The 21931-nt window shown below is 67.1% G+C and carries 23 protein-coding genes and 1 tRNA gene; 15 read left to right on the forward strand and 9 right to left on the reverse strand.

The window, feature by feature from the left end; all coding sequences use genetic code 11:
- Nucleotides 1-302 precede the first annotated feature (302 nt).
- Complete coding sequence (locus tag ACESK8_RS01805) at nt 303-1454, forward strand: NAD(P)/FAD-dependent oxidoreductase (RefSeq protein WP_347125451.1); 1152 nt, start codon at nt 303-305, stop codon at nt 1452-1454.
- A gap of 19 nt (nt 1455-1473) precedes the next feature.
- On the opposite strand, the gene ACESK8_RS01810 is transcribed toward ACESK8_RS01805, so the two are convergent.
- From ACESK8_RS01810 to ACESK8_RS01835, 6 genes are all read right to left on the reverse strand, one after another.
- Nucleotides 1474-2418 carry a cation diffusion facilitator family transporter gene (locus ACESK8_RS01810; RefSeq protein WP_372967101.1) on the reverse strand — a complete coding sequence of 315 codons (945 nt, stop codon included), beginning with the start codon at nt 2416-2418 and terminating at the stop codon, nt 1474-1476.
- Nucleotides 2419-2596: 178 nt separating this feature from the next.
- Nucleotides 2597-3598, reverse strand: coding sequence for a cation diffusion facilitator family transporter (locus ACESK8_RS01815; RefSeq protein WP_347125455.1), 1002 nt, complete (start codon nt 3596-3598; stop codon nt 2597-2599).
- Nucleotides 3599-3604: 6 nt separating this feature from the next.
- Nucleotides 3605-3991: a metalloregulator ArsR/SmtB family transcription factor gene (locus ACESK8_RS01820; RefSeq protein ID WP_347125457.1), complete on the reverse strand. Its 387-nt coding sequence runs from the start codon at nt 3989-3991 to the stop codon at nt 3605-3607.
- Between the two features lie 106 nt (nt 3992-4097).
- On the reverse strand, nt 4098-4517 hold the full coding sequence (locus ACESK8_RS01825; RefSeq protein ID WP_347125459.1) for a CueP family metal-binding protein: 420 nt from the start codon (nt 4515-4517) through the stop codon (nt 4098-4100).
- Nucleotides 4405-4752: a hypothetical protein gene (locus ACESK8_RS01830; protein ID WP_347126037.1), complete on the reverse strand. Its 348-nt coding sequence runs from the start codon at nt 4750-4752 to the stop codon at nt 4405-4407. Before ACESK8_RS01830 ends, ACESK8_RS01825 begins: the two co-directional genes overlap by 113 nt.
- Before the next feature lie 3 nt (nt 4753-4755).
- On the reverse strand, nt 4756-4968 hold the full coding sequence (locus ACESK8_RS01835) for a multicopper oxidase domain-containing protein (RefSeq protein ID WP_347125949.1): 213 nt from the start codon (nt 4966-4968) through the stop codon (nt 4756-4758).
- Here ACESK8_RS01835 and trpS point away from each other — a divergent pair.
- The gene (gene trpS, locus ACESK8_RS01840; RefSeq protein WP_347125951.1) at nt 4867-5736 is read left to right on the forward strand and encodes a tryptophan--tRNA ligase; all 870 of its coding nucleotides are present in this window, start codon (nt 4867-4869) and stop codon (nt 5734-5736) included. The two genes, ACESK8_RS01835 and trpS, sit on opposite strands and share 102 nt — an antisense overlap.
- 46 nt (nt 5737-5782) lie before the next feature.
- On the opposite strand, the gene ACESK8_RS01845 is transcribed toward trpS, so the two are convergent.
- Nucleotides 5783-6674, reverse strand: a protein-coding gene (locus tag ACESK8_RS01845) for an IS5 family transposase (RefSeq protein ID WP_347125461.1) whose coding sequence is annotated in 2 segments (ribosomal slippage) — nt 5783-6322 and nt 6324-6674 — 891 coding nt in all. Because the reading frame shifts where the segments join, the coding sequence is not laid out codon by codon here.
- 13 nt (nt 6675-6687) lie between these two features.
- Complete coding sequence (locus ACESK8_RS01850) at nt 6688-7362, reverse strand: TetR/AcrR family transcriptional regulator (RefSeq protein WP_347125463.1); 675 nt, start codon at nt 7360-7362, stop codon at nt 6688-6690.
- A gap of 1110 nt (nt 7363-8472) precedes the next feature.
- On the opposite strand from ACESK8_RS01850, the gene ACESK8_RS01855 reads away from it, so the two are divergent.
- The 13 genes from ACESK8_RS01855 to ACESK8_RS01915 all read left to right on the forward strand — a co-directional run bounded on the left by ACESK8_RS01855 (nt 8473) and on the right by ACESK8_RS01915 (nt 21034).
- On the forward strand, nt 8473-8682 hold the full coding sequence (locus tag ACESK8_RS01855) for a heavy-metal-associated domain-containing protein (RefSeq protein ID WP_347125467.1): 210 nt from the start codon (nt 8473-8475) through the stop codon (nt 8680-8682).
- Nucleotides 8682-9641 (forward strand): heavy-metal-associated domain-containing protein, encoded by a 960-nt coding sequence (locus tag ACESK8_RS01860; RefSeq protein ID WP_347125469.1) that lies wholly within the window; start codon nt 8682-8684, stop codon nt 9639-9641. The genes ACESK8_RS01855 and ACESK8_RS01860 overlap by 1 nt, the downstream gene beginning before the upstream one ends.
- Nucleotides 9642-9676: 35 nt before the next feature.
- Nucleotides 9677-11950 (forward strand): heavy metal translocating P-type ATPase, encoded by a 2274-nt coding sequence (locus tag ACESK8_RS01865; RefSeq protein ID WP_347125471.1) that lies wholly within the window; start codon nt 9677-9679, stop codon nt 11948-11950.
- Nucleotides 11951-12003: 53 nt separating this feature from the next.
- The gene (locus ACESK8_RS01870) at nt 12004-12246 is read left to right on the forward strand and encodes a YHS domain-containing protein (RefSeq protein WP_347125473.1); all 243 of its coding nucleotides are present in this window, start codon (nt 12004-12006) and stop codon (nt 12244-12246) included.
- Nucleotides 12247-12304: 58 nt separating this feature from the next.
- Nucleotides 12305-12595 (forward strand): metal-sensitive transcriptional regulator, encoded by a 291-nt coding sequence (locus ACESK8_RS01875; RefSeq protein WP_347125475.1) that lies wholly within the window; start codon nt 12305-12307, stop codon nt 12593-12595.
- 59 nt (nt 12596-12654) lie between these two features.
- Nucleotides 12655-13800, forward strand: coding sequence for an NAD(P)/FAD-dependent oxidoreductase (locus ACESK8_RS01880; protein ID WP_347125477.1), 1146 nt, complete (start codon nt 12655-12657; stop codon nt 13798-13800).
- A complete protein-coding gene (locus ACESK8_RS01885; protein ID WP_347125479.1) occupies nt 13797-15044 on the forward strand; it encodes an MFS transporter in 1248 nt (415 codons plus the stop codon). The genes ACESK8_RS01880 and ACESK8_RS01885 overlap by 4 nt, the downstream gene beginning before the upstream one ends.
- The gene (locus tag ACESK8_RS01890) at nt 15041-16561 is read left to right on the forward strand and encodes a multicopper oxidase family protein (RefSeq protein ID WP_347125481.1); all 1521 of its coding nucleotides are present in this window, start codon (nt 15041-15043) and stop codon (nt 16559-16561) included. The genes ACESK8_RS01885 and ACESK8_RS01890 overlap by 4 nt, the downstream gene beginning before the upstream one ends.
- 331 nt (nt 16562-16892) lie before the next feature.
- Entirely contained in the window at nt 16893-17105 is a 213-nt protein-coding gene (locus ACESK8_RS01895; protein ID WP_347125483.1) for a YHS domain-containing protein, read from the forward strand.
- A gap of 56 nt (nt 17106-17161) precedes the next feature.
- On the forward strand, nt 17162-18361 hold the full coding sequence (locus tag ACESK8_RS01900; RefSeq protein ID WP_347125484.1) for an NAD(P)/FAD-dependent oxidoreductase: 1200 nt from the start codon (nt 17162-17164) through the stop codon (nt 18359-18361).
- A 25-nt stretch (nt 18362-18386) separates the two neighbouring features.
- A complete protein-coding gene (locus ACESK8_RS01905; RefSeq protein ID WP_347125486.1) occupies nt 18387-20573 on the forward strand; it encodes a heavy metal translocating P-type ATPase in 2187 nt (728 codons plus the stop codon).
- A 15-nt stretch (nt 20574-20588) separates the two neighbouring features.
- Nucleotides 20589-20903 carry a metal-sensitive transcriptional regulator gene (locus ACESK8_RS01910; protein ID WP_347125488.1) on the forward strand — a complete coding sequence of 105 codons (315 nt, stop codon included), beginning with the start codon at nt 20589-20591 and terminating at the stop codon, nt 20901-20903.
- A gap of 57 nt (nt 20904-20960) precedes the next feature.
- A tRNA-Cys gene (locus ACESK8_RS01915) sits at nt 20961-21034 on the forward strand.
- Between the two features lie 30 nt (nt 21035-21064).
- Here ACESK8_RS01915 and ACESK8_RS01920 read toward each other — a convergent pair.
- Entirely contained in the window at nt 21065-21898 is an 834-nt protein-coding gene (locus ACESK8_RS01920) for a F510_1955 family glycosylhydrolase (RefSeq protein ID WP_347125490.1), read from the reverse strand.
- Nucleotides 21899-21931 lie beyond the last annotated feature (33 nt).

The following is a 21931-nucleotide window of genomic DNA, read 5'->3' on the forward strand; positions in this document are numbered from 1 at the left end:
ATGACCGGTCGCGACGTCAGCGGATCGCTCACGGTGCTCGCAGAGACTTCGCACACGCGGTGAATGAGGTCTCTGGTGACCATCGACTCCGGCGCAAGCCCTCTTGAAGGATCCAACCCGAGCGAATGGTGGTGACATGCGTGGGCGTAACTGAAGTAGTAGTTGAGGTCGCCGCCCGTCAGCCCGTGAAAGATGCGCCTCCGGGCCCTGAAGGTGCGTCTTATGCTCCATTCTGAGCCGCGGGTCTCGAATAGCTTTGAGGTAAGCGTCACCTTACCTACCTGAACGAAAGCGGGAAGAATATGACGAAGCACCGCGTACTCATCGTGGGAGCCGGATCCGCAGGAACGTCTGCCGCGCGAACGCTCGCATCGGTGCCCCAGATCGACCTCACTCTCGTTGCTCGTACCGGTGAAACGCCGTCGAATCGCGTGTACGTGAAGGGCGTGGCGCACGGTCGCATCGGCCCCGAACAGATCGCCCTCCCACTCCCAGACGTCGCGGTGGTGAAAGACACCGTCATCTCGATCGATCCCGTCGCGAAAGAGGCCCGACTCACCGCCGGTGCACAGCTAGAGTACGACTCCCTTATCGTCGCGACAGGCGGCGTCGCGCTCCCGCTGGACGTCGAGGTCCGCGTGATCGGCCATCCTTTAGGAGCGGACCGTGTGACCCCTCTGTACTCAGTCGAGGACGGAGTGCGGGTGAACGCGCTGCTCACAGCGAGTGGAGCGCCCCGCCGAGTCATCGTCTACGGTTCCGGCTTCACTGCGGCCGAGACAGTATCGGCGCTGCACGCGGACGGTCACGACGTCACCCTGGTGGCGCGCAGCGCACAGCCGGGGGCGTCGGCGTTCGGCATGGCGCTTGCGAGGGAGATCGCGGATGCGCATCGCGATCGCGTGTCCGTCCGTTTCGGGAGCGCGATCGCGTCGGTGAGCGTGGCGGCCGAGCAGGTGAGCGTCCGGCTCGAGAACGAGGAGACGCTCGACGCGGACCTCATGATCGTCGCAGTCGGATCGGAACCGCAGGCGCCGCTCCCGTGGCCGAGCGGCGTCCCGGTCGATGAATGGGGGAGAGGCCCTGTCGGCGGCGTCTACGCGGCGGGCGGAGTGGCGACCTGGCGCGGAGCGGGGAACGAGAGCTGGCGGATCGACCACTGGGACGACAGCGCTGCGCAAGGAGAGCACGCGGCGCGAGTGCTGTTGTCGGACGTCGGCTTGGGTCCCGCGCAGGAGCCCTACGTGGCGCGAAGCTCGTGGGACGCACTCGTGTACGAGAAGGCGATCCGTGGGGTCGGAAGGACGGCACCGGCCCTCATCAAGGATGTTCCGGACAGCGGGGGCGCCACGCTCCACGTGGACGCGGACGGAACATTGGTGGGAGTCTCCGCCATCGACGACGATGCGATCGAGAACTGGAGCGATCGCGTCGGCCAGCACATCGGGGGCTGAGCGCACCGGGCGAACGCGATCAAGGGTGCATCACGGCGTCGGGTTCGTCGTCGCCGATGTGCTCGGTCTCAATCTGGAACGTCGAATGCCGCACGGAGATCTCGAAGTGCTCGGCAACACACCTCTTCACTTCGCGGAGCATGTCGACCGCGTGCCCATCAGTGAAGCACTCGTCCTCGACGACGACGTGCGCCGTGATGGTGGTGAGTCCCGTGGCGACCGTCGACGCGTGAAGATCATGGACGCTCTTGACGTGATCCAGAGCGAGGATGTGCACCCGCACCTGATCCAAGTCCAATCCCTTCGGCGTGAACTCCATCAGCACACCGGTGGTCTCCCGCATCAGCATGAACGCTCGGGGCACGATGAGCGCCGCGATGAACAGGCCCGCGATCGCGTCGGCCTGCATGAACCCGGTTGTGGCGATCACGATGGAGGCCACGATCACGCCCAGTGATCCGAGCGCGTCGTTGAGGACTTCCAGGAACGCCGCGCGCATGTTGAAGTTCGCGCCTCGGCTGGAGGAGAGAATCATGATGGAGACGACGTTGGCGATCAATCCGACGATCCCGAACACCAGCAGTTCCGCCGCAGGGACGTCCGGCGGCTCGAAGAGACGTTTGACCCCTTCCACAGCGGCGTATGTCCCGACGACGAGCAGCAGGGTTGACTGTCCGAGCGCCGCTATGACCTCGATGCGGCGGAATCCCCAGGTCCGGCGCGCGTTCGATGGGCGAAGCATCAGGGTCGCGGCGATGAGAGCGATCAGGAGACCTGACGCATCGGTCACAGCGTGGGCGGTATCCGTCAGCAGCGCCAAGCTGCCGGTGACAATCGACCCCACAGCCTGCGCGACGACGATCGTGGCCGTGATGCTGAAGGCGATGAGGAGCTTGCGGCGGTAGTCTCCGGCTTGTCCCACCGTCTCTTCGGTGACGATTGCGTGCTCGTGCCCTGCCCCCACGTTGTCTCCTGCCGTCGTATCTGGCCCGCGTCGTCCGCATCCGTTTCGCACGCTAATCATCGCCTTGCGACGATGATATGCATTCGGATCGTGACGCGCAATTCCCGCAGCGGGATGACAACGCGTTGAAGGGGGCGGGTCCGCTTTCGCGGAACCCGCCCCCTTCAACGCGGGCTGGTCAGTGACTGTGGCCCGCGTGCTGCCCACCGCTGACAGATGGCGTCGTGGTGAGACCTGCGAGGTCCCGGTGCATCGCACCTTCATGCTCGAGGTGTCCGTCTTCCTCGATCTGGAAGGTCGAGTGCTCGATGCGGAAGTGCTCTCGCATGCTCTCCGTGAGTTCGTCCAGCACCTGCGTGCCCGATCCGTTCGCGGCGGCCTCGTCGTCAAGGACGATGTGCGCGCTCAAGACGAACACGCCGCTGGTGAGCGCCCACACATGGAGGCTGTGGGCGGCCTTCACGCCGGCGGTGCCCTCGATTTCGCCACGTACTTCCTCGATGTCGATTCCATCGGGGACGCCCTGGAGGATGATGTTGATGGCTTGCTTCAGCAGCATGAATGCGCGGGGGAGGATGATCACGCCGATCGCGGCGGCGGCGATCGCGTCGCCCTGCTGCCAACCGATGGTGACGTTGAGGATGCCCGAGACGATGATCGCTGCTGCGCCGATTCCGTCGCTCATGACCTCGAGGAAGGCCGCCTTGACGTTCAGACTCTCCTTGGCGCCTCGACTGAGGATGATTAGGGAGATGGACGCACCGATCAGACCGACGATCGCGAAGGCGATCACGCCGCCACCCTCGACATCTTCGGGGTTGAACCAGCGATCGACCGCCTCGAAGAGGATGAATCCTCCCAGGGTGAACAGGAGCAGACAGTTGATGAGAACCGCGACGATCTCCGCTCGCATCATGCCGTACGTACGCTTGCTCGACGGCTTGCGCGTCGCGAGGTAGGTCGCGATCAATGCGATCAAGATGCCGCTGCCATCGATCGCCATGTGCATGGCCTCGGCCATGAGGGCAAGGCTGCCCGTGATCCATGACCCGATGAGCTCCGCGGCGATGATGGTCAAGTAGATGCCAAGCACCATCATCAGCCGACGTCGGTGTCCTGCAGTAGCGGTCTGTACTCCGCCGTCTCCGCCCCCGTGGTCGTGATTGTGTCCGATTCCCATGTCTGCCTATTTCTCCTTCTGCTCGGTGGTTGTGACCTGCGGGTTTCTGAGGTGGGCGCACAACACCACGCGTGCGCCTGTCGCTCCCAGAAGCTCTTCCGTGGCGGTGATGATCGTGCTCAGACGCTCGGGTTGAGCCAACGAGTACCAGGACGCTCGGCCGGCGGATCGAGCACGGACGAGCTGACACTCGGCCAGGAAGCCGAGGTGCTTGCTGACCGTCGATTGCGCGAAGCCCATGTGCCGAACGAGATCCCGCACCCGATGCTCGCCTGAAGCGAGGTGCTGCAGGATCGCAAGCCGTGTCGGTTCTGCCAGCGCTTGGAACAGGTGCGCGTACACTTCGCCCGCGCTCTCGTCCAGACGCTCTGCAGCCCGTTCATTCATCGCCATATAGCGATGGTATCGCATTCACGCGGTGTTGTCGATTCGCGACGATGAAAGCGTCGAACGGAACCCGCCCGTCTCACAGCCCGCCGGGTACAGCTGTCTCGGAACGTCAGGAGAGGCGCAACGTCGTCAGGCACGTGGGCGAATCGCCGTCGGTGGACACCAGTGCAGTCGCCGTCTGGTCCGCATAGTCGACCGTGATCGTCGCGTCCTTCTCGCGGGGAAGCCAGACGCCGACGAACCCATTGTCGTTCGTGGTCACACGACCGTCGAACAGCACCGTTCCGTCCACCCGATCGGTGATGAGCGCAGAGACATCCTCGCCACGAAGTTCCCCCACGCACGTTGTCAGACTGTGGGAAAAGCACTCGTGTGTCTGCCCGAGGTACGGAGCAATGGACAGATAGAACTCGCCCTCAGGGAGGGGCAGCGCGGCCTCGGCCCCGTCGACTGGTCCGACAGGACAAGCGCGTCGGGTTGCACGAGGCGATGAGGCCGGTGGGACGTGCGTCCAGCGGCATGGCCTCAAGCGTCTCGATCACAGTCCGCGCATCAGGCCCATCCAGGCCGTAGGTCTCGGCGATCTGGTCGAAGTCGTTCGAGGCGTCGACCGACAGGTCTTCCGCGGCACATCCTGTAAACGCGGTCGCCGCCATCGTGATCCCCGCCAGGAGAGCGGCAGCACGCGCAATTCTGGAACGGATTGTCTCCGCGCGCCGCCAGGCGCGCGCCACCTGCTGCCTCTTCATCGTCAGGATTCCCATCGATCACTCCTCATAGCCGATCACGCCCATCATGCCGCTCTCCCCGTGATAGATGTTGTGGCAATGCGCCAACCACTGACCGGGGTTGTCGGCATCGAAATCGACAGTGAGGGTCTGGCCCGGAAGGACGATAGAGGTGTCCTGCCGGGGCCCGCCGTCGGTGTGCTGACAGTCGGCAACGTCCGAGAGAACGTCTACGGTGCTGTCCTCGACTATCTCGCCGCTGGGTTGGACCCGCGGTCGACGACGATCTTCACTCACTCAGCCGTGCCGGCGTTGAATCAGCTTCTGCGCCCCTTCCTCAGTTTGGTGACAGAAGCCGAGCTGCGTAGAAATCCCACGGTGAAAGCGGAGCTTGCCGCATCTGGCGGGGCGCTGAGTGGCCTCCTTCTCACCTACCCGGTGCATCAAGCCGCCGACATCTTGTTCTGCAAGGGCGACCTCGTTCCGGTCGGGAAGGACAACCTGCCGCATGTCGAAGTCAGCCGCACCATCGCGCGCCGGTTCAACGAACGTTACGGGCACGTGTTCCCTGAGCCAGCGGCTCTCCTCACCGACGCGCCCGAGTTGTTGGGTCTCGACGGGCGGAAGATGTCGAAAAGCTATGGCAACTCGATCGCGCTGGGCATGACCGCCGATGAGACCGCCGCGATCATCAAGCGCGCCCCCACCGATTCTGAATGCACGATCACGTATGACCCGGAGAACCGAGCCGGGGTTTCTGGTCTGCTGGCGACAGCGGCGGTCGTGCTTGGGCGGAGTCCGCAGAGCATTGCGGACGAAGTGGGCGCAGCTGGTGCGGGCGCTCTCAAGCGACTCACCACCGAAGCCGTGAACGAATATCTCGCTGACCATCGCGCACGTCTGAGCGCGCTCACGGTGAGGGACGCGGAGGCCGTCGTTCGCGAAGGCAACGAGCGGGCGCAAGAAATCGCCATCGATACGCTGACGGAAGTGCGAACAGCGATGGGAATGATCTACTGAACGAAGCGTGGCGGGTGAGGAGCCGAATCGCGACTGAAAACCTGCATCAGGCCTTCGAAAGCTCTCGAGTCCACGCGATGACCGCGTTGAGGACCACCGCCGCGCGGTAGATGACGGCGTGCTTGTCGTAGCGGGTCGCGAGGCCGCGCCATTGCTTGATGTGGCAGTAGCGACGCTCGATCACGTTTCGGCTTTTGTAGTCTGCGACGTCGAGTGCGACTGGCCTGCCGCCGCGTGATCCTCGCCGTTTGCGGTGGCCCTTCTGATCGTCCGGCTCCGGAATCACCGCCTTGATCCCGCGGGCGCGGAGATGTCCACGGATCGCACGGGACGAGTACGCCTTATCGCCGAGGACCGCATCTGGTCGGGTTCGCGTCCGACCCTTCTCGCGCGCGACGCGCAGTTGCGCCATAAGCGGCAGGAACATCGGTGAGTCGCCGGCCTGGCCAGGCGTGATCAGCGTGACCAGTGGCAGCCCGTTGCCGTCGACGAGTTGGTGGATCTTCGTGGAAAGGCCACCGCGGGAGCGACCGATGCCATGATCAGGCGGCTCGAGCATCAGATTCGTGTAATTCGACCCAGCCCCTTGTGAGCCGGGTCGTATTGGTCGCGTGCTGATGGGCACGAGCGATCGTGGAGTCCACCGACAGCGACCAATCGATCATCCCGCCGGCATCTGCAACGGTGGTGACGTTCGCGAGCACCCGATCCCCGGTCCCGTCGGCGGCCGTCCGATGATGCCAGGTCCACACCGTCTGCCACGGCCCGAACACCTCGGGCAGGTCACGCCACGCGATCCCGCACCGATACCGGTAGATGATCGCCTCTACCATCAGCCTCGCGTCAGAGAACTTCCGCCCCGGCCGACCCGTCGTCCGGAGCAACATCGACTCGATCAACGACCACTGAGCATCCGAAAGCACCTGGAATCGCGACACGGAATCAAAGCTCTCAGCCGATGCTCGCGACCTTTGTCAGACACTCCCTAGATGACTCTGCGCGTTTGGCCGATGTTCGCACTGGGCTGGGTGCCCCAGCACGCGTGTCGTGAGGGGCTGCCGTTACTGCGGATATCACCCAACGGATGCCGTCCAGCTGGTACTGACAGCGTCGCAGGAAGTCATGTTGCTCCGGCAGAGGTCCCTGCCGCAACGCCACCGCGACGCTCCACAGCAAGTGGTATAGGTCGGCGGGTGTGAGGTCTGCCCGTACTGCCCCCTGCGCCTGGGCGTCAGTCAAGAGTCGACACGCGAGCTCGGATGCGAGCCGACACACGTGCTGCATCTTCGTTGAATCGGGACAGACTTGAGCCAGCACGTCGCACACCATCGGCTCGTCGTATTCGAGTTGCCACATCCTGGTGAGGTAAGCCGTCAACCGCTGGCCGGGATCCTGGATGATCATGACGTCGTCGAACACGCGCTGGAAGCGGTGCTCGATCTCGGTCTCCACCACGGCATCGACAAGGCCTGCCCGGCTCGTGAAGCGGTGATAAATGGTCCCCTTGCTCACCCCCGCCTCTGCAGCGACCTCGTCGAGAGGCGTGCTCATCCCGCTGCGGCGGAACACCACGGTCGCGGCCTCCCGGATCCGCTCCCGGTTACGCATCGCATCCGCTCTCACCATGACCACCATCGTACTTGACGGATGCGGCAAGTTTTGCTTATCGTCCAACTTGACGCTTGAGGCAAATTAACCAGGAGGCATCATGAGCACATCAATCCACGGCCCGGTCCCGGAGCCCGACACGTCACACGCCACTGCGGCTGCGGCGACCTTCTTTCAGGAGTTCTTCGAAGCCAAGTCGCAGGTGGGCAGCGGGGGCACGCGAGATGGATGGCACTGTTCGACGCCGAACGGGCCCGCTTCCGCGACGCCGTGTTGGGCTTCGGGATGGACAACCCAGGCATGTCCGACACGGAGCGCAACTTCGCCTCGGGTTTCGGGCCGAACTCACGCGCTGATCTGCTGCGCGTCCTCGGGGACGAACACAGCGCCGTGGTGTTCTCCTACGACACTCATGACATGTTCGGGGCGGAGATCTGGGCTGCCTCCGCCATCGACGTCAGCCAGGGCCGCGTACACCGAAATGTGGACTACTGGGATGGCCGACTGCACCCGGTCAGTGCGATGCGCGCACCGGAGTCCCACTTCGACACCCAACTGGCCGAGGATGCGGTGGTGGATGCGAGCGACCCCACGATCACGCGCGTCGCCCGGGGCCTGAGAGGCGCTCGCGGATGGCGACGCGGCAACGGTTGCGGGATTCCTCTCGCCCACCGCCGTCTGGGAGGACCATACGCTTCGCACGCGCGTCGAGGGACGGCGGGCGATCGAGCGCTATCTGCACCGAGCGGTCACCTTCCTTCCGTACGGCGTCGGCTCGGCGGTGCGTCACGTGCTCGGCTTCTCCCGCGGCGGTGGCTATGAGCGGCGCGCTGGCTCGTCGCCTGTGCCGCAAGGCATTACAGGGCTGGAACTCGACACGGACGGGCTTGTCACTCGTGTGACGGCGTTGTGGGACGGGGCCAGGATGGAAACGTCCACACTCCGGGCCCTCGCATTGCTCGTGATGGAGGCTGAGCCGATCCCCTGACCGCTGCGGGGACCTGGTGGCGACGGTGGCGCGATCAGAATCGGATCCCCAGTTCGGGAATACCCTACGGGGGTAGGGGTGTTAGAGTAGATCGGAGCCCACAAATGGGCTCGCACCGAGACCCGAAAGGAAATCCCATCATGGCTACCAGCGAGTACCAGGTCACCGGCATGACGTGCGGACACTGCGAGATGTCCATTCGCGAAGAGGTCTCGCAGATCCCCGGGGTCGACGAGATCGAGGTGAGCGCGCAGACCGGCAAGCTCGTCGTCTCGTCCGCCAGCGACCTCGATGACGCCGCCGTGCTGGCGGCTGTCGACGAGGCCGGCTACTCGGCGGTGCGCGCCTGATGAACGCTGCGGGACGACTCAGCCTTTACGGCGCCGGCGTCGTCGTGGCCTTCGGCGCAGCGTTCGGCATCGCGGCAGCTGTCGTCCCGGACAGCGCCGTCGCCAACTGGACGGCCGCCGCCAGCGACAGCTCGATGGGCGACCACGCCGGCATGACCGACACGGACCCCACCGCGACCGCCACCATCCCCGGCGTCTCCCTCTCCGGCTATGGATACGAACTCAGCCCGATCACCGCGCCAACCGGCACGGGCGAGACCGGCGTGTTCAGCTTCCAGATCCTCGACGCCGACGGGAGGCCGCTGACCGCGTACGAGACCACGCACGAGAAGGATCTGCATCTGATCGCGGTGCGCACCGACGGAACCCAGTTCCGGCACGTGCACCCCACGTTCGATGAGGCCACCGGCACCTGGTCGACGTCATGGGAGTGGGCCGAGGCCGGCACCTACCGGATCTACGCGGACTTCGTGCCGGACGTGACCGACGGCCCCGACAAGGTCACCCTGACCCGCACGGTCGACGTCGCGGGGGAGTTCACCCCGGACCCGGCGACCGCCACGTCCACGACCAGCGAGGTCGATGGGTACACGGTCACTCTCGACGGGGACCTGATCGCGGGGGAGAGCTCCGAGCTGACCCTGTCGGTCGCCCGCGACGGGCAGCCGGTCACTACCCTGCAGCCGTACCTGGGCGCCTTCGGGCACCTGGTCGCGCTGCGCGACGGCGACCTGGCGTACCTGCACGTGCACGCCGAAGGCGACGAACCGCAGGACGGCGACACCGCCGGACCAGACATCCGGTTCGCAGCCGAGGCGCCCACCGCCGGCCGGTACCTGCTCTACCTCGACTTCCAGGTCGACGGGCAGGTCCACACCGCCGAGTTCGTCGTCGACGCCGGTCACGGCACCGGCACGGACACGGACGACACCCACAGCGACACGGGCGACGGTCACTGACCGCCCCGCGGTGATCTGAGAGAAGAAGGAACACCATGAGCACCACAGCCCCCGCAGGCTCGACCGCGGACTCCGCAGTCGAACTCCAGATCGGCGGGATGACCTGCGCCTCCTGCGCGATGCGGATCGAGAAGAAGCTGAACAAGCTCGACGGCGTCGCCGCGACGGTGAACTACGCCACCGAGAAGGCGAAGGTCACCGTGCCCGCCGGGTACGACCCGGCGCTGCTGATCGCCGAGGTCGAGAAGACCGGCTACAGCGCCGCGCTCCCGGCCCCGAAGAAGACCAAGAACGACACCACCCAGGGTGGGGACGCGGACGACGCGGACCCGGAGCTGACCAGCCTGCGCAACCGGCTGATCGTCTCGATCATCCTCAGCGTCCCGGTCATCGCGATGGCGATGGTCCCCGCGCTGCAGTTCACCTACTGGCAGTGGGCGTCATTGGCGCTGGCCGCGCCGGTGATCGTGTGGGCGGCGTTCCCGTTCCACAAGGCCGCCTGGGCGAACCTCCGCCACGGTGCGGCGACGATGGACACGCTCATCTCGATGGGCACCACCGCGGCGTTCCTGTGGTCGCTGTACGCCCTGTTCTTCGGCACCGCCGGCGTCCCCGGGATGACGCACCCGTTCGAGCTGACTCTCGCGCCCTCTGACGGGGCGGCGAACATCTACCTCGAGGTCGCCGCCGGGGTGACGATGTTCATCCTCGCCGGCCGCTACTTCGAGAAGCGGTCCAAGCGGCAGGCTGGGGCGGCGCTGCGCGCGCTGCTCGAGCTCGGCGCGAAGGAGGTCGCGGTCCTGCGCGATGGGGTGGAGACGAAGATCTCCGTCGACGAGCTGCAGGTCGGGGACGAGTTCGTCGTCCGCCCGGGCGAGAAGATCGCCACCGACGGTGTCGTCGTCTCCGGCACCTCCGCGGTGGACGCGTCCATGCTCACCGGCGAATCCGTGCCGGTCGAGGTCGGCGAGGGTGACCCGGTTACCGGCGCCACCGTGAACGCGGGCGGACGCCTGGTCATCCGCGCTACCCGGGTGGGTTCCGACACGCAGCTGGCTCAGATGGCCAAGCTCGTCGAGGACGCCCAGACCGGCAAGGCCGAGGTGCAGCGCCTGGCTGACAGGATCTCCGGTGTGTTCGTGCCGATCGCGATCCTCATCGCGGTGATCGCGCTGGGCGCCTGGTGGGGTGCGGGCTTCCCGATCTCCGCCGCGTTCACCGCCGCCGTCGCCGTCCTCGTGATCGCGTGCCCTTGCGCTCTGGGTCTTGCGACCCCGACCGCGCTGCTGGTCGGCACCGGCCGTGGCGCGCAGATGGGCATCCTGATCAAGGGCCCGGAGGTGCTGGAGTCCACCCGCAAGGTTGACACCGTGGTGCTGGACAAGACCGGCACCGTCACCACCGGCAAGATGACCCTGGTCGACGTGGTCACCGAACCCGGTGTGAACCGCGACGAGCTGCTGCGCCTCGCGGGCGCGCTCGAGGATGCCTCCGAGCACCCCATCGCGCAGGCGATCGCCAAGGGCGCCACCCAGGAGACCGGCACCCTGCCGGCCGTGGAGGGGTTCACCAACCTGGAAGGCAAGGGCGTCCAGGGTGTCGTCGACGGGCACGCGCTGCTCGTGGGCCGGGAGTCGCTGCTGGCCGAGTGGTCGCAGCAGTTGAGTTCCGAGGTCGCGTTCGCGAAGGCGCAGGCCGAGAGCGAGGGCAAGACTGTCGTCGCCGTCGGATGGGACGGGGCCGCGCGCGGCATCCTCGTCGTCGCTGACACCGTCAAGCCGACCAGCAAGGAGGCCATCGCCCAGCTCAAGGCGCTGGGCCTGACCCCGGTGCTGCTCACCGGCGACAACGAGGCGGTCGCCCGCCAGATCGCCGCGGAGGTCGGGATCGACCAGGTCATCGCCGAGGTCATGCCCAAGGACAAGGTCGATGTCGTCACCCGCCTGCAGGGCGAGGGCAAGGTCGTCGCGATGGTCGGAGACGGCGTCAACGACGCCCCGGCCCTGGCGCAGGCCGACCTGGGATTGGCGATGGGTACCGGCACCGATGTCGCGATCGAAGCATCCGACATCACCCTGGTCCGCGGCGACCTGCGCAGCGCCGCCGACGCGATTCGCCTGTCCCGCAAGACCCTGGGCACGATCAAGACCAACCTGTTCTGGGCGTTCGCCTACAACACGGCTGCGATCCCGGTCGCCGCTCTCGGCCTCCTCAACCCGATGCTCGCCGGGGCCGCCATGGCCCTGTCCAGCGTGTTCGTCGTTGGCAACAGCCTGCGTCTGCGCGGATTCAAGAGCATCGCGCGCTGACCGGGCAATTCCCGCCAGCGCACTCCATCACCACACGAAAGGAACACCCACCCATGACCAGCTGTTGCAGCACCAGCGCCCCCGCCCCCGGCGGACGCGAGAACCTCCTCGACGGCACCACCGGCGCTGACATGACGACCTGCCCGGTCATGACCGGCACCCCCGTCAACAAGGCCACCGCCGAGGCCGCCGGCCTGTTCCGCGACTACGAGGGCGAGCGGTACTACTTCTGCTGCGCCGGTTGCGGTCCCGCGTTCGACGCGGACCCGGCCAAGTACGCCGCCGCCATGGCCTGATCCTCACTCCCGGGCCCACACCACCGTCGTGTGGGCCCGGGACACGGACACCCCACCAATGACCATCCCCACACCCGCCGCGGACGGCTACATCACCGACCCGCGCACCTACCGCAACCGACTCCGCCGCCTCGAGGGACAGATCCGCGGCATCACCCGCATGATCGACCAGGAACGCCCCTGCATCGACACCCTCACCCAGATCTCCGCCAGCAAACGCGCACTGCAAGGTGTGGCGCTCAGCCTCCTCGACGACCACCTCCGCCACGCAAAAGCCACCGGCACCCTCGATGACGAGCTGACAATCACGGCGATGTCCGTGGCTATCGCCCGGCTGATCCAGCCCTGACCACGTCTCGTTCGCAGCCCTGCGACCCCGACCCCTCTCAGCGGAAGCGAGCTGTACCCATGACCGTCCACCAGGTCGTCATCCTCGGCGCCGGGGCCGCAGGTGTCGCCGCCGCACAGGTCCTCTCGCGACGCGGCGGTGTTGCCGTCACCCTCGTTGCTCGCACCGATGAGACTCCCTACATCCGCATGCACATCACAGGCATCGCCTTCGGCCCTACCCTCGCGGAGAGCATCCAGGCGCACCTGCCCGAGATCACTGTCGTCCGCGACACAGTCACCAGTGTCGACCGGTGCACCCGTACGGTACAGCTGAGCACGGGAGCTCAGTTGTCGTTCGACTCACTCATTGTGGCCACCGGCAGCCACCCCCGCCCGCTGGATCCCGCCCTCCCCGGCGTCGATGATCCCGCCGTCACCCCGAGAACTCTCACCCTGCACACCCTGGACGACGCCGACAGAATCCGGAACATCCTTACGCACCGGCCTGGCCCGAAACGTGTCGCGGTCTACGGGGGCGGATTCACCGGCGCGGAGACCGTCTCCGCTCTCCGCGAGGCGGGACACCACGCCGCCCTGATCAGCCGTGCCCGCATTCCCGGACAGGCCGCATTCGGCACCCTCCTCGCCGCCCGCATCGCGGACACGCACCGCGGGCGCGTCACGACCTTCCTCGGACGCACCATCACCGCGCTCCACGACCGCGGGCCCTTGCTGGGAATCACCCTGGACGACACCACCACCCTCTCAGCGGACCTGCTCATCATCGCGCTGGGGGCCCTCCCGACCGCACCCCACCCGTTCACCCGCGGAGTCGACGTCGACGACCACCTGCGCTCGGGTACACCAGGCATCTACGCCGCGGGCGCTGCCGTGACGCATCATGACGACCACCTCGGCACCTGGCGAATCGACCACTGGGCCGACGCAGCCGCGCAGGGCGCCCACGCGGCGGCCGCCCTGCTGCACGACCACCTCGACAGCGACGACCCCGGCCCGTACCGACCGCGCAGCTCATACGGCGCGCTGATCCACGGCACGGTGATCTCCGGCATCGGCTACACCACCACCACGAACGAGCACACCCGCTTCGAGGACACCCTTGTCATGCACATGGCGGGCGACACGATCGTCGGCGTCACCGGGATCGATCAGGTCACCGCGGTGCATCAGAATTCGGCACGGCTGCACGTGGTGGCGGCATGAACGCACCCACCCGGACCAGCCGCGCACGCGGCGGCTTCTGTCTCAGCGTCACCGGCACCGTGTTGCTGATGGCCGCGGCATCCGCACCCTCTCCCTTCTACCCTCAGCTCATCCAGGACCTGCAACTGCCGCCGGTCGCCGCCACCGTCATCTTCGCGATCTACGCCATCCCCCTCCTGATCGCACTCCTCGTGCTCGGATCCGCGTCCGACCGATTCGGCCGCCGCCGCGTCCTGATCGTCGGAGCCCTCCTGCTCGCCGCCAGCCTGCTGCTGTTCTGGGCAGCCGACTCCTTCACCAAACTGCTCACCGCCCGCGCGCTACAGGGGCTCGCGGCAGGACTGCTCATCCCCGCCCTGAACGCGATGATGGTGGACTTCGAACCCGCCGGACGACCGGGGGCCGCCGCACTGGCCAACACCGCCGCTCCGATGGCGGGGCTCGGCATCGGAGCGATCTCCGCGGCCGGACTACTTGATCTGCAGGGCATCGATGCCGGCACCGTCTTCCTGGTCTTGGCCGCCCTGTTCGTCTTGATCGCCGGAACCGCCGGGACCATCCCGGAACCGCACCACGCGCCGCTGCGTGATGAGCGCCCTACCTTGGCCCGGCGAAAGCGACTGCCCGCCTCGACGAGACGCGTCCTCGTCTCCGTCGTCCCGGCCGTGATCGCTGGATGGGTCACCAACGGGATGTTTCTCGCGCTGGGCCCGGTGATCATCTCCACTCAGTTCGCGGCTCATACCCACGTCGAGGAAGCCCTATCGATCCTCGTGCTGGCCGCGGCCGGCGTCGCCGCGGCGCTCCTGCTGCACCGCTCCCGCCCGCGACGCATCAGCCTGTTCGGCACGGTCTCCCTAGGTCTGGGCGCACTGTTCAGCGTGCTCGCCCTGTCTGTGCACAGCTTCCCCGGCTACCTGGCCAGCGTCGCGATCGTCGGGGCGGGCTTCGGCACCGCCTTCATGGGCGCGATGCGTACTCTGCTGCCGCACGTGGATCCCGAGCAGCGAGCGAGAGTCATGGCGGTCATCTACACGATCTCCTACCTCGCCATGTCCGTCCCCACCGTGCTGGCCGGACTCCTCGTGCCCCTGCTCACCCTCCCCGGTGCCGCGATCGCGCTCGGCGCGGTGGTCGTGCTGCTGAGCATCACCGCCACCGTCGCCCGGCTACGGCTGACCGACCGTGCCGGTGCCGCTTCGACATCTGTGTCTCCTCAACAGAAAGGAACCGTGAGAACATGACAACTCCCACCTCCCGCCCACCGCTACTGGTGACCAGGCGAGGCTTCCTCTCCCTCGGGGTGGGTGCCGTTGCCGTCGCCGCTCTCGCTTCCTGCACCCCGACCCCCACGTGGGTGCCGCCCACTGGGCCCGCCGTCGACCGCACGGAGAAAGACCGGCGTAGCACCGGCCGCGTCGTCACCGCGAGCCTGACCGCTGCGGCCGCGACCCTGGACCTGGCAGGGACGTCGGCCTCCACGTTCTCCTACGGCAGTATCCCCGGCCCCGTACTCCGCGTCCGTGCCGGCGACACCCTGCAAGCCACCGTCCGCAACGACCTCCCCTTCGACACGTCCGTGCACTGGCACGGGCTCGCGCTGCGCAACGACATGGACGGCGTCCCGCCGCTCACCCAACAGCCCATCGCCGCGGGCGACTCCTTCCGGTACGAGTTCATCGCCCCCGATCCGGGCACGCACTGGTTCCACCCGCACGTCGGCGCGCAGCTGGACAGTGGGCTGTATGGTGCGCTCATCGTCGAGGACCCGAACGAACCGCTCCGCTACGACGACGAGTGGGTCATCATCCTCGACGATTGGCTCGACGGGGTCACCGCCACCCCTGACGAGGTGCTCGAGGAGCTGCGTAAGGGGATGGGGGACATGGGCGGGATGGAGGACATGTTCATGCGGATGGGGAACATGCTGATGGGTGCCGACTCCGACCTGCTCGGCGGTGACGCCGGCGACGTCTACTACCCGCACTACCTGATCAACGGCAAACCCACCGGCGACCCCGCCCAGTTCACCGGCGCCCCCGGAACCCGGGTCCGCATCCGCCTGATCAACGCGGGCGGAGACACCGCGTTCCGCGTCGCGCTCGGCGAGCACCGGCTCACCGTCACCCACACCGACGGATACCCCGTCGACCCGCTCGAAGTTGACAGCGTGCTCATCGGCATGGGCGAACGCTACGACGTGATCGTTACCCTCAGCGACGGAGTGTTCCCGTTCATCGCTGAGGCGGAAGGTAAACGCGAACGCGCCTTCGCCATCGTCCGCACCGGGGGCGGGCAGGCGCCGGCCGTCGATGTCGAGATCCCCGAACTGGGGGAGGGGCGCCAGGTGGCCACCGCAGAGCTCTTCGCCGCCGCCTCAGATGCCCAGCTCGACCGCCGTGCCACCGACCGCACCATCGAGCTGATCCTCACCGGCAGCATGGCGAAGTATGACTGGGGTTTCAACGGCAAGCGGTTCGATATGAACGACCCCCTTCGCGACGCCCACGCGATCGTCGCGGGGGAGCGCGTCCGACTCACCGTCACCAACGACACCGACATGTGGCACCCATTCCACCTGCACGGGCATGCCTACCAGCACACCGGCGGCGGGCCCCGCAAGGACACGTCCATTGTGCTGCCCGGGCAGACCCTCAACCTAGAGTTCGACGCCGACAACCCCGGTCGATGGATGACCCACTGCCACAACATCTACCATGGTGAAGCCGGGATGATGACCGTCCTCGCTTACCGCGACTGAACCGGCAACGTCACACGAGGCAGCATCTGACAGTGCTCTCGATCAACGTGAACCTGCCCCGACCCCCGACGCCACAATCTGGTTCGGCTCTGCTGATGGGATCGCGCCGCGGCGTACCACCCCCGTCGTCGACAACCGTTCGCAGGACGGCCTCAACGTCGAGATCCCGATGAAGATCCGCGTCGAGACTGGCAACCAGGAATAGAAGATCAGAACTCACTGTTGTCATACCCATACGGGGTATACGATGGTGGTGTCAGGGGCTGAGCGTCGCCACTGGCCGAGGGGCTGCTCCTCTCGGTGAGACAACAACGGACAAGGGATCATCGCCATGAATCACGAACACCACCATGAGGCGCCTGCAGGTACGCCCTCCGACGATATCGTCATCTGTCCGGTGATGACGGGCAGCACTGTCAGCAAGAGCGTCGCCGAGGCGCAGGGACTTTACCGAGACTATGACGGCGAACGGTACTGGTTCTGCTGTTCTGCTTGCCCGCCCCTGTTCGACGCCGATCCGGAGAAGTACATCCGGGCCGCCTGATTCTGACCCGAGAACAGCGTGTCCCCGGGTCCCGCACACAATCCTCAAGGAGCCTAATGACCCCCCAGAAAGTCGTCGTCCTCGGCGCTGGCGCCGCAGGCACATCCGCCGTACGGATTCTCGCCGGTTCGGATGCGGTGACTGTGACTCTAATCGGGCGGACGGCCGAGACCCCGTACAACCGCACCCTCGTGAACAAGGGCGTCGCGATCGGATTGCTCACGCCGGAGCAGGCGGCCATGCCAGGGGCGGAGGTTGTTGCCGACACAGCGGTCGAGGTCGATACGGATGCCCGCATCGTCCGGCTCGCCTCGGGACGAATCGAGGAATATGACGCGTTGGTCATCGCGACCGGCAGCGCACCTCGCCTGCTTGGCGACGGACTCGGGGGAGCTACCGGGCACGTCCAGCCGGGACGCATCACCACGCTGCATTCGCTCGACGATGCGATCGCGGTCCGCGACTTCCTCGCAGATCTGGGCCGCCCGGCGCGAGTCGTGATCTCTGGCGCGGGTCTGGTCGCCGCCGAGACCGCGAGCCTGCTTCGTGAGCGCGACCACCAGGTCACTTTGATCGCGCGGGCTGAGCTCCCAGGCACGACCGTTTTCGGCGAAGAGCTCGCGCAGCGCCTCGCCGAAGCACACCAGGCTGTCCTCGACACCGCCTTCGGCCGTGCGATCACAACGATCCGCGACACAGCGGACGGTATCGAGGTCACCCTCGACGATGGGACCGTGTTGCCCTCCGACCTGCTTATCGTCGCCCATGGCACTGAACCTACTGCCCCTGCACCATGGAACGCGGGCGTAGACGTAGATGACAGCCTGCGCACCGCACTCCCGGGCGTTTACGCCGCTGGAGGGGTCGCTGTGCACGATGACTCCACGCTGGGCGTGTGGCGCATCGACCACTGGTCGGACGCGGCCGCGCAGGGCGAGCACGCCGCCCGCACTCTCCTCGCTGACATCGGCGCGGGGGAGCAGCCCGGCAGCTACCAGCCTCGCGCCCCGTTCACCGCCACCGTCCACGGTGCAATGATCGCCGGGGCCGGACTGACCGATACACGGACCGACACCCACATCGACAGTTCTGAGCCGCTGGTGGTCATCCGCCAGCATGGCGCGGTCCCTGTCGGTGTCCTCGGCTTGGACGCCGCGCCCGCCGTTTTCGGCTGGATGCCCAAGCTGTACACCTCGACCGCGACCGACGCGGGGGCCCTCGCCTCCACGGGGACCGGTACGGCAGACTCGAAATAGCCGCTAGGCACAGGGAAGTGAACTGATGACCGACCCGCACGCACACCACAACACCCACCCCACCGGCAAGGCCGCCACCGCCACCGGCGAGCACGGCGACCACACCCCGGAGCCGCCCACGCAGCACGACACCCACGCCGGGCACGACGTGCAGCCCAGCCACGGCGAGCACGCCGGGCACGGCGGCCAGGCGGACCACTCCGGCCACGGGGGAGGCCATGGCGGTCACGCCGGGCACGGCGACCACGTTGGCCAGTTCCGGCGGCTGTTCTGGATCAACCTGATCATCGCCGTCCCCGTGGTGGCGTTCTCCCCGATGTTCGCGATGATCCTCGGCTACGAGGTCCCCGGCTGGGCCCGGTTCATCGCCCCGGTGCTCGGCACCGTCATGTACGTGTGGGGCGGGTGGCCGTTCCTGACCGGAGCGGTCAGCGAGCTGCGCTCCCGCAAGCCCGGCATGATGCTGCTGATCGGCCTGGCGATCACGGTCGCGTTCTTCGCGTCCTGGGGCGCAACGCTGGGGCTGCTGCACCACGAGCTCGAGTTCTGGTGGGAGCTGGCACTGCTGATCGTGATCATGCTGCTCGGCCACTGGATCGAGATGCGCTCCCTCGCCCAGACCAGCTCCGCCCTGGACACCCTGGCCGCGCTGCTGCCCGATGAGGCCGAGCGGGTCGAAGGAGACCAGATCGTCAAGATCTCACCCGCCGACCTGGCCGTCGGTGATGTCGTCGTGGTCCGCCCCGGCGGCAGCGTCCCCGCCGACGGGAAGATCGTCGACGGGCGCGCCGACATGGACGAGTCCATGGTCACCGGCGAGTCCCGCCCGGTCGCCCGCGGCACCGGCGACCCGGTCACCGCCGGCACCGTCGCCACCGACTCCGGTCTGCGCGTGGAGGTCACCGCCACCGGCGATGAGACCACCCTCGCCGGCATCCAGCGGCTGGTCACCGAGGCGCAGAACTCCTCCTCCCGCGCGCAGCGGATCGCAGACCGTGCCGCGGCCCTGCTGTTCTGGTTCGCACTGATCGCCGCCGCCATCACCGCGGTGGTGTGGACCCTCGTCGGCAGCCCCGATGAAGCCGTCGTCCGCACTATCACCGTCCTGGTGATCGCCTGCCCCCATGCGTTGGGCCTGGCGATCCCGCTGGTGGTGTCCATTGCAACCGAGCGGGCCGCCCGCGGCGGGGTGCTGGTGAAGGACCGGCTCGCGCTGGAGAGCATGCGCACCGTCGACACCGTCCTGTTCGACAAGACCGGCACCCTCACGAAGGGTGAGCCCACCGTCTCTGCCGTGGAGCCGGTCGGTGACCTGGACGCTGACCAGGTGCTCGCGATCGCCGCGGCGGCCGAGGCCGACAGTGAGCACCCGCTCGCGAAGGCCATCGTCCGTGCCGCGCAGGAGAAGAACCTCACCCTTCCCAAGGCGACCGGGTTCACCTCCTCGCCCGCGGTGGGCGTCACGGCCACCGTCGACGGTGCGGAGATCCGGGTCGGCGGTCCGCGCCTGCTCGAGGAGGTCGGCGCCCGTGAGGTCGACCAGGCTGACAGCTGGCGTGGTGAGGGCGCGATCATCCTGCACGTCACCCGTGACGGGAAGGTCATCGGTGGGCTCAAGCTCGCCGACGAGATCCGTCCCGAGTCCCGCGAAGCCGTCGAGGCGCTGCACAAGCTGGGCGTTCAGGTGGTCATGATCACCGGTGACGCCGAAGCCGTTGCGAACGCCGTCGGCAGCGAGCTGGGCATCGACCGGGTGTTCGCGCACGTGCGTCCCGAGGACAAGTCCAGCAAGGTCGCCGAGCTGCAGAAGGAAGGCCGAAAGGTCGCCATGGTCGGTGACGGCGTCAACGACGCCCCCGCTCTGGCGCAGGCCGACGTCGGCATCGCGATCGGTGCCGGCACGGACGTCGCGATCGCCTCCGCCGGGGTGATCCTGGCCAGCTCCGACCCCCGGTCGGTGCTGTCGGTGATCCAGCTGTCCCGCGCGGCGTACGGGAAGATGAAGCAGAATCTGTGGTGGGCTGCAGGCTACAACCTGATCTCGGTGCCGCTCGCCGCCGGCGTGCTGGCTCCGATCGGGTTCGTCCTGCCGATGTCGGTCGGTGCGATCCTGATGTCGTTGTCCACTGTCGTGGTCGCCCTGAACGCCCAGCTGCTGCGCCGCATCGACCTCACACCCGAGGCCAGCACCCGTGCGGTGCTCGAACAATGAACTAGAGGAACCGAGATGTCCAATCCCACTGCCGACACCACCCATGCCCAACACGGGTACATCACCGACAAAGACAAGTACCTCAACCGACTCAAGCGCATCGAAGGTCAGGCGCGCGGGATCTCGAAAATGGTCGATGACGAGAAGTACTGCATCGACATCCTCACCCAGATCAGCGCTCTCACCAGCGCCCTGCAGGCCGTCGCGATCGGGCTGCTCGACGATCACCTCAAGCACTGTGTGATCGACGCAGCACGGATGGACGGCGACCAGGCCGAGCAGAAGATCAAGGAAGCCAGCGACGCGATCGCCCGTCTGGTCCGGTCCTAACCCGGACCAGACGGACGACCCGTCCGGCCTCCCCCGCCCCGCGTCGGGCGGGAACCTGGTGCCTTGGCCGAGCGGCGAGGCAGCGGCCTGCAAAGCCGCCCAGACGGGTTCGACTCCCGTAGGCACCTCCACCCGTCACCGCAGCCGCCGTGCGGCCCCCGCTACTGGGGGAGCACGGTGATGCCGCTGGCGTCGACCACGACGACCCGGCCGTCCGCGTCGATCCCCACCGCCTGCGCCTGCTCGTGCACCGTGCCCGCTTCCTGCCACTGGTCCTCCCCGGACCCGATCACCCAGATCCGGTCATCGGTGCCGACCCCGACCAGCCGCTTGCGATCCGGGGACGCTCCTAGCGTGTACAGCAGCGGCGCATCCGGCCATGCCGAGAACGACGCGCCTCGGTCGGTGCTCACGGTCACCCCGTCCGCGGTCGCCGCGACTACCCGGCCGCTGGCATCCGCGGTCAAACTGACCGCCGGCACCTGTGCGCCCGTCGGTGTCCAGGTGGCGCCGGCATCGACGCTGCGCAACAGGTCGGTGTCGTCGGTCGCTAACCCGTACACGGTGTCATCGGCGCCCGCGGTGAGCGCATGGAAGTCTTTCTCTCCGGTGAACGCGACGGGTTCCCAGTTCGCGCCGCCGTCGACACTGCGGATCACTCCCAGGTTCGGTGCTCCCCACTCTTCGGGGGTCTGCGGGCCCGGGTGCCCGGACGCGATCAGGCCCTGCGACGTCGCCGTCAGCCCCATCGCGTCGAAGTCGGCGATGCTGACCCGGCCGCCGAGCTCACCCGATTCGGACACTTCGTAGATGCCCTCGTGGGTGCCCAGCAGCAGCTGCCCCGTCTCTGGGGCCACGACCACCGCGTGCACATGCGTGGATAGCTCGGTGTGTTCTTCCCCTGTCGACGCGGGCGTGCTCGCGCACCCCGCCAACACGACAGGCACGGACATGACGGCGGCGATCACGGCCGCCGTCTTGAAACGGACGTGCATATGCACCCTCCACGATCAGGGTGGGGCGCCACC

The sequence above is a fragment of the Microbacterium sp. genome (assembly GCF_041641055.1).
Lineage (GTDB): Bacteria > Actinomycetota > Actinomycetes > Actinomycetales > Microbacteriaceae > Microbacterium.

What these genes read in the sequence shown, in the direction of transcription:
- ACESK8_RS01805 (WP_347125451.1), top strand. Translation starts at nt 303, where the DNA reads ATGACGAAGCACCGCGTACTCATCGTGGGAGCCGGATCCGCAGGAACG.
- ACESK8_RS01815 (WP_347125455.1), bottom strand. Translation starts at nt 3,598, where the DNA reads ATGGGAATCGGACACAATCACGACCACGGGGGCGGAGACGGCGGAGTA.
- ACESK8_RS01820 (WP_347125457.1), bottom strand. Translation starts at nt 3,991, where the DNA reads ATGGCGATGAATGAACGGGCTGCAGAGCGTCTGGACGAGAGCGCGGGC.
- ACESK8_RS01830 (WP_347126037.1), bottom strand. Translation starts at nt 4,752, where the DNA reads ATGGGAATCCTGACGATGAAGAGGCAGCAGGTGGCGCGCGCCTGGCGG.
- ACESK8_RS01850 (WP_347125463.1), bottom strand. Translation starts at nt 7,362, where the DNA reads ATGGTGAGAGCGGATGCGATGCGTAACCGGGAGCGGATCCGGGAGGCC.
- ACESK8_RS01855 (WP_347125467.1), top strand. Translation starts at nt 8,473, where the DNA reads ATGGCTACCAGCGAGTACCAGGTCACCGGCATGACGTGCGGACACTGC.
- ACESK8_RS01860 (WP_347125469.1), top strand. Translation starts at nt 8,682, where the DNA reads ATGAACGCTGCGGGACGACTCAGCCTTTACGGCGCCGGCGTCGTCGTG.
- ACESK8_RS01865 (WP_347125471.1), top strand. Translation starts at nt 9,677, where the DNA reads ATGAGCACCACAGCCCCCGCAGGCTCGACCGCGGACTCCGCAGTCGAA.
- ACESK8_RS01870 (WP_347125473.1), top strand. Translation starts at nt 12,004, where the DNA reads ATGACCAGCTGTTGCAGCACCAGCGCCCCCGCCCCCGGCGGACGCGAG.
- ACESK8_RS01875 (WP_347125475.1), top strand. Translation starts at nt 12,305, where the DNA reads ATGACCATCCCCACACCCGCCGCGGACGGCTACATCACCGACCCGCGC.
- ACESK8_RS01880 (WP_347125477.1), top strand. Translation starts at nt 12,655, where the DNA reads ATGACCGTCCACCAGGTCGTCATCCTCGGCGCCGGGGCCGCAGGTGTC.
- ACESK8_RS01885 (WP_347125479.1), top strand. Translation starts at nt 13,797, where the DNA reads ATGAACGCACCCACCCGGACCAGCCGCGCACGCGGCGGCTTCTGTCTC.
- ACESK8_RS01890 (WP_347125481.1), top strand. Translation starts at nt 15,041, where the DNA reads ATGACAACTCCCACCTCCCGCCCACCGCTACTGGTGACCAGGCGAGGC.
- ACESK8_RS01895 (WP_347125483.1), top strand. Translation starts at nt 16,893, where the DNA reads ATGAATCACGAACACCACCATGAGGCGCCTGCAGGTACGCCCTCCGAC.
- ACESK8_RS01900 (WP_347125484.1), top strand. Translation starts at nt 17,162, where the DNA reads ATGACCCCCCAGAAAGTCGTCGTCCTCGGCGCTGGCGCCGCAGGCACA.
- ACESK8_RS01905 (WP_347125486.1), top strand. Translation starts at nt 18,387, where the DNA reads ATGACCGACCCGCACGCACACCACAACACCCACCCCACCGGCAAGGCC.
- ACESK8_RS01910 (WP_347125488.1), top strand. Translation starts at nt 20,589, where the DNA reads ATGTCCAATCCCACTGCCGACACCACCCATGCCCAACACGGGTACATC.
- ACESK8_RS01920 (WP_347125490.1), bottom strand. Translation starts at nt 21,898, where the DNA reads ATGCACGTCCGTTTCAAGACGGCGGCCGTGATCGCCGCCGTCATGTCC.